This is a genomic window from Erwinia pyri (assembly GCF_030758455.1).
Classification (GTDB): Bacteria; Pseudomonadota; Gammaproteobacteria; order Enterobacterales; family Enterobacteriaceae; genus Erwinia; species Erwinia pyri.
Genome location: NZ_CP132355.1, coordinates 34,425 through 40,780, shown reverse-complemented (window position 1 = coordinate 40,780; position 6,356 = coordinate 34,425). Strand labels below are relative to the sequence as shown.

The following is a 6,356-nucleotide window of genomic DNA, read 5'->3' as shown; positions in this document are numbered from 1 at the left end:
AGGAGTCAGTTTGGATATCGAAAATTATTGTACGTTAAGGTCGTTTTTTGACCTTCCTACTTTAGCTGGCCGCAGCCGACGAAACTTACCCGAAGCCGGTATCCGGTTGCTTTTCCAGATATAATCGCCTGTCAGATTGATGTGTTCCCAGCCTAGCGGGGACAAATGCGATAGCAGTTGCTCGTTGATCTTCATCCCTTTACGCTTCAGGGCATCGACCGCTCTTTCCATATAGACGGTATTCCACAGCGAGATAGCCGCCGTCAGCAGCGTCAGTCCGCTGGCGCGGTAGCTCTGATTTTCCGGTTTACGATCCCTGATTTCACCCAGACGGTGCAGGAATACCGCACGCGCCAGCGCGTTACGGGCTTCTCCTTTATTCAGTCCCGCTTGAACCCGCCGACGAAGTGCCGGATCGCGGAACCAGTCGAGCATAAACAGCGTTCGCTCAATACGGCCAATTTCCCTCAGTGCTTTGGCAAGTCCGTTTTGCTTGGGGTAGCTGGCAAGCTTTTTCAGCATCAGGGATGCCGTCACGGTTCCCTGCTTTATCGAGGTTGCCAGGCGCAGCACTTCACGCCAGTGAATTTCGATCTCTTTCAGATTCAGGCTGGTTGTTGATCTCAGTGATTGAAGCGCCGGGTATTGGTCTGCTTTCCCTTTGATAAACAGCTTCTTGTCGTGGAGATCCCTGATTCGTGGACAGAACGCAAAGCCCAGCAGATGCATCAGGGCAAAGACATGATCGGTGAAACCAGCGGTATCGGTGTAATGCTCCCTGATTTCCAGGTCGCTTTCGTGATACAGCAAACCATCGAGAACATGGGTTGAATCCCTGACCCGACTGATTATACAGGTGTAAAATGGACTGTATTGATCCGAAATATGGGTATAAAACTGACGTCCAGGCTCCTGCCCATATTTCGGGTTAACCTGCCCTGCGTAGCGGCCTGAGCTGCCTGTTCTGAAATTCTGTCCATCTGATGATGACGTTGTTCCGTCTCCCCAGAATGCCGCCAGTGGTCTTTTTCCCTGCGCATTTACCAGCTCAGCAAGAGCGGCTGAATAGGTTTCGTCGCGGATGTACCATGCCTGAATATCTTCGAGTGATGATTTGGTGCTGCCGGGGCAAGCTTCTGCCATTTTGGTCAGGCCAAGATTGATGCCATCCGCAAGAATTGTCGTAAGGAGCAGGCGGGTATCGGGACGGGTAATGTCATTTTTTATATGCGAAAAATGACGGGTAAACGTCGTCCAGCTGTTTACCTCGTCGAGAATTTCCGTGATTTTAGGTCGCGGTAGCATGCTGTAAACCAGTTCTGCCAGCGGTGAAACCTGTGCCGGAACGCAGTTATCCAGCGGAGAGACTTTTACGCCCTTGTCGGATATTTCCACATCGGGCAGTTCACCAAGGGCAGCCATAGCATTGACCTCTTCAAGTCTGGACTGAAGCAGAGTCATACGGCTGGCAATGTACTCATGATAATCAGCAGATACGGGCAGTGGCAGCGCCGGTGTGAGTTTGTCAAAGTCCCCTTCGGGAATGAGGTAATCATCAAAATTTTTGTAGCGGCGTGAGCCTTTAACCCAGATGTCCCCGGAGCGCAACGCTCCCTTAAGCTCGCTGAGCGCGCAAAATTCATAATACTGCCGGTCAATACCCGCAGGTGTAATCACCACCTTGCGCCAGCTTTCAGGGATAAATTCAAGCGGCGCAGTCGCCGGAACTTTACGTGACTGCTTCCGGTACATATCCTTGATCACAACCAGCGCATTAGCCAGAGGTTGTGCTGCCGGGGTTGCGACTAACTGTAAAGCGGACAACATGCGCGGGGCATATTTCCGTAATGTGCTGTATTTCTCAGTAATAATATGCAGCGGGTCAAAATTATTTTTTCTGGCGAGATGGCGTGTTTCCTCCAGACTGGCGACAAATTCAGGCCACGGGAGAATGTTTTCTATTGCGAGCCATGGATCGCCACCGGAGTCTCGGGCATCAGACAGCGCCTGACCAACATCGATGTACTGCCTCAGTTTGGACTGGATCAGCTTTCCGGTCTGCTGAAGGCGCTCAGCCTGTGTTCTTTTGGCTTTACTGAAAAGGCTGTTCAGCATTCGCTCATGCAGCTCAATCACTTCGTCTGTCAGTGTGGCTCTGGCTTCTTCCAGCACGCAGACCAGGATCGCATGACGGCGGGCTGCTGAAAATCGGGTCAAATCCCGGCTACTCATCTTTCGGCCTTCCCGCGCCAGTTTCAGCAACCGGTTCTGGTGAATGGTACGATCTATACCTTCAGGTAATGCCAGCGATTCAATGCTGCTGAGCCGATCAAGATGTTGCAGCACGTTCTTACCATTGATTTTACCCGGCGGTTGCAGAAGCCATGTCAGCCTGGAAGGCTGATTGTCCGATGACTCAAGTAAATGATCCAGGGCATCCCTGTGCGCCGGAGTTAACGGGGCATTCAGAGTCTGAAATACGACTTTATCTCCGCCAGCCATGGCCTCCGCACAGGTACGCTCCACGACATCAATCGCGGGAATTATCACGTTGTTCTGCCGAAGATAGACCAGTAACTCTTCGGCCAGGAGAATACCTTTATCGGTGCGCGTCGCCATCGACAACAGGTGCGTAATACAGTCCTGCTGTATTTTGCCGGTGAACGCCTTTACGCCAAGATAGCGGTACAGTTCGGTTAAATGCTCACGTCGGGTTGTATCTCTGCCGGAAAGGTAAGCAGGCCAGAGATCCCCCGCAAGCTTTAGCCTGCTGGCGATATGCTTCAGCAGCGCATCAGAGGGTGGGATTTTTTTATCCGGAGCAAAGCCGACATTTTTCAGGTAACAAAGAAGGACGGCAAAACCAAAACGGCTGGCCGGTTTACGGTGAACACTGATAAGTGCCAGATCATGCTCACTGAAATAGGCCATTCGGGTCAGAGTTAACTCATCATCTGGCAATGCCAATAATGATTCTCTTTCCGACAGAGAAAGAATCTGCCTCCTTGCCATATAGTTTCCCTCATAAATTATTCGATGCGGTATTTTTAACAAAAATGGTTATCGCATAAGGGTACACCCTGACGCCATAACCAAAACGTGACGGCACACGATGAATGACATAACCTATATGCGATAGATTAAATGCAATAACCTAAATGCGACAACGTGGTGAAAAAATGTTCATCAGAGCTTATTTGAGGGCATCGACGGAAGATCAGTTTGCCGATCGGGCAAAAGAGATGCTGGAGCAGTTTATTGAGGGGCGGGGACATAAAATAGCCAGTTACTACCGGGAGAACATCAGCGGGACAAAACTTGATCGCCCGGAACTGGGACGTTTACTGATGGACAGTCACCGCAATGATATTTTGCTGGTCGAGCAGATAGACCGCCTGACCCGACTGAGTAACAGCGACTGGATGACGCTGAAAAAGCAGATTGAACAACACGAGTTGCGGATTGTCAGTCTGGATGTGCCCACCTCATGGCAGGCGCTGTCAGATAAAGACCCTTCGCAGACTGACCCAATCACCCGCGCTGTGATAACCGCCATCAATAACATGCTTATCGACCTGATGGCCGCGATGTCGCATAAGGACTGGCTGAGCCGCCGACAGCGCCAGAAGCAGGGAATTGAGCGGGCGCATACATTGGGTAAATACCGTGGAAAGCAGGCCGATCATGAGCGGCATCAGAAAGTTCTGTACTACCGCCAGATTAAGAAATTGAGTATTCGTGAAACTGCAGATGCAACGGGCTACAGTGCTTCACAGGTTTGCCGGATACAAGCACTTTATAAAGATACTAAATCCTCCTGAAAGGTTGAATCACGTTGCTTATTTGCGGTCATGACCTAATAGTTAGGTCCTACAACCACTTTTAATTACTGGCGTTCTGATGAAGTCCACTTCGTGCCAGAAGAAGACGTTGCAAATTGAAGAGGGAAACTCCCTCTTTCCCTATGCCTTTATTTCTGAAGCCTCGCTGCTGCTTTGAAAGTTGCCTGCCGCCTTTTTTCAATAAATGGTGCAGCCTGTTCCTGTGCTTTTTTTAGCTGTTCTTCAGATGCTGTGCGGGGTGAGCCACAGGTAAAGGGAGGTGCGGGGTCGTATTCCATATGCAGCTGAATATTCTGAGCGATATCAGTTCCGTACATTTCTGACACGACGTTAAGAGCAAAATCTATACCTGAAGTCACTCCTGCGCCAGTTATACGGTTGCGGTCACGAACTACGCGCTCACTTACTGGCTCTGCACCTAACAAAGCGAGCTGATCCAGAGAAGCCCAGTGCGTAGTTGCTTTGTATCCCTTCAGAAGCCCTGCAGCTCCCAAAACAAGTGACCCAGTGCATACCGAAGTCACGAGCTTTGCTTGTTTACTTTGAGTACGGATAAACGAAAGGACTTCTTCGTCCTCCATCAGGTTTATCTGCCCTGGACCACCCGGGACACAAATTACATCCAGTTCGGGACATGCGTTGAATGTCGTAGTTGGCTGTATAGCCATACCACGATCAGAAACCACGAGGTCCAGGTTTTTCCAGATGAGATGAACCTTTGTGTTTGGCGCTCTTACGAAAACTTCATAAGGGCCGGTAAGATCAAGCTGAGTAAGAGCCGGAAACAGGAGCAGCCCGATTGATGTGCATGCAGAATCACTCATAAAAAATCCCTTTAACTTAAAAGGATATAATGTCTTTTCCTGCAACAAAGGCAACCATTTGTTTAGCGAATGGAAGTGCGCCTACTGAAGACTATGCTTAATCCAGCTGTATTTCAGTAGCGTTAAAAATTTTATTACCAGTCCGAACCAAGATGACTAATGGTAAAACGTCCGCTCCTCGCTCAAAGCTGCCTGTCAACGTGGTCGATCTCCCTTATCGCAGCCTGGCAGTACAAAAAACAACCTTAACGTACAATAATTTTCGATATCCAAACTGACCCCATCAAGGAGAATTTGGTAGCGGTGAAGCCTGATGCATTTTTTCCGTTTGCAGTAGCTCTTTATATCGGCGTGCCGGTCAACCCGGTTTTCTTCTATCTCCCCCTCAGAATGAACCAGCACATGACGGATTTGCTCCACCTTAAGCATATCCTCCCAGACTTCCCAGAGTATATCTCCCGGCTTCATATCGAACCCCGCTTCACGCCGTAGAAATCTCCGGTAGCTTTTAATGCAGACGTCACGAAAATACTTAGCGCTCATGTCTGCCGGAAGCAGCCTGTTGACCTCAATGCACAGTGTTTTTATCTGATGTTCAAAAAAGTTGTATAGCGCGATCACCATCGACTTACGGTGGATCGAGGGATATATGTCACCAAATTCCTGGAACTCACTGCTGAAGCTGCAAATGATCTCATCATGAGCACTTTCATCGTTTTTTTTCAGCAGGAGGCCTATATGGTTATCCACGTCTAATTTGCTTTTCTGTATATTTCCTTCCGCGTACTTATCATAATCAGCATAATTTAACAGGTCATTAGTTGTAAAATGACAGATGTGACAGAGAGTTGTGCCAAAGAAATCTATAATATTAGGATACATAAATTCCATATCTGGTTCCATCTTCAACTCCTGAGAAGCAAAGTAAATATCAGGCCATTAATCTAACTGAACAGAAATACAACCCTGTCCAGTCAGATAAAAACAGGCATGAAAATAAATAGGTAACCTCTTATTTTTAAGGGTAAAACACATCTATTACGCAGTCTCGGATAAAGCCAGGTTCGATGTGCCCGACTTCCATATGCATTGACTCCCCATCAATTCTGAAAGGTATATCCCTTCCTTCTTTAGTTGCAAACCCTCGCTTATTTAGCGGATAAAATAGTGCAATCCTGTATTCTGCCTCATGGATGAAGCAATGGGGCTTTACGAAAACAAGTTCATCGGGTAAGAAAGTTCCGGGAGGCGTCCCCGGATGATAGTAAATAATATCCTTACCCTGGAAGTAAATCCCAGGGAAGCGTTCTGACAAAAGCGCTAATCGCTCCTGTAGTTTTTCCACATCGAAGGCTATGCATATATCCGCCTGAAATTTATTATATAACTCATGATCATTTCCCCTACGCGTAAAACATACACAATAACAATGCCTTGGGAAAAGTGTAAAGTAAGGGTCTGATGTCATATTGTCGGGATTGATCTGAGTATCATTAATATGTATTGGGTAAAGATAACGATCTAAAGTGAATTTTTTCTCCATTTCATTATCACGCATCTCCTCATTTTCCATACGAGAGTAATGTGACAAATCACTGAGTCGTATCCCTTTTTCCCCTCTGATTACTGGCTTAAGAAACTTTTTCTTACCATACATATAACGAATATTCAAAGCTATTCACTCCTTTAA

4 protein-coding genes and 1 pseudogene are annotated in these 6,356 nt (G+C 47.7%); 1 reads left to right on the top strand and 4 read right to left on the bottom strand.

Annotated features, from left to right (window positions below; genetic code table 11):
- Positions 1–34: 34 nt before the first annotated feature.
- Positions 35–3,012 (bottom strand): annotated as a pseudogene (locus Q3V30_RS22615) (Tn3 family transposase).
- Between the two features lie 167 nt (positions 3,013–3,179).
- On the opposite strand from Q3V30_RS22615, the gene Q3V30_RS22610 reads away from it, so the two are divergent.
- Positions 3,180–3,821, top strand: coding sequence for a recombinase family protein (locus tag Q3V30_RS22610; RefSeq protein ID WP_306213640.1), 642 nt, complete (start codon positions 3,180–3,182; stop codon positions 3,819–3,821).
- A gap of 149 nt (positions 3,822–3,970) precedes the next feature.
- Here Q3V30_RS22610 and Q3V30_RS22605 read toward each other — a convergent pair whose 3' ends face one another.
- From Q3V30_RS22605 to Q3V30_RS22595, 3 genes are all read right to left on the bottom strand, one after another.
- Positions 3,971–4,666: a DJ-1/PfpI family protein gene (locus Q3V30_RS22605; protein WP_306213639.1), complete on the bottom strand. Its 696-nt coding sequence runs from the start codon at positions 4,664–4,666 to the stop codon at positions 3,971–3,973.
- A gap of 195 nt (positions 4,667–4,861) precedes the next feature.
- On the bottom strand, positions 4,862–5,569 hold the full coding sequence (locus Q3V30_RS22600; RefSeq protein ID WP_306213637.1) for a hypothetical protein: 708 nt from the start codon (positions 5,567–5,569) through the stop codon (positions 4,862–4,864).
- Between the two features lie 115 nt (positions 5,570–5,684).
- Complete coding sequence (locus Q3V30_RS22595; RefSeq protein ID WP_306213635.1) at positions 5,685–6,338, bottom strand: hypothetical protein; 654 nt, start codon at positions 6,336–6,338, stop codon at positions 5,685–5,687.
- Positions 6,339–6,356: the final 18 nt, after the last annotated feature.

What these genes read in the sequence shown, in the direction of transcription:
- Q3V30_RS22600 (WP_306213637.1), bottom strand. Translation starts at nt 5,569, where the DNA reads ATGGAACCAGATATGGAATTTATGTATCCTAATATTATAGATTTCTTT.
- Q3V30_RS22610 (WP_306213640.1), top strand. Translation starts at nt 3,180, where the DNA reads ATGTTCATCAGAGCTTATTTGAGGGCATCGACGGAAGATCAGTTTGCC.
- Q3V30_RS22605 (WP_306213639.1), bottom strand. Translation starts at nt 4,666, where the DNA reads ATGAGTGATTCTGCATGCACATCAATCGGGCTGCTCCTGTTTCCGGCT.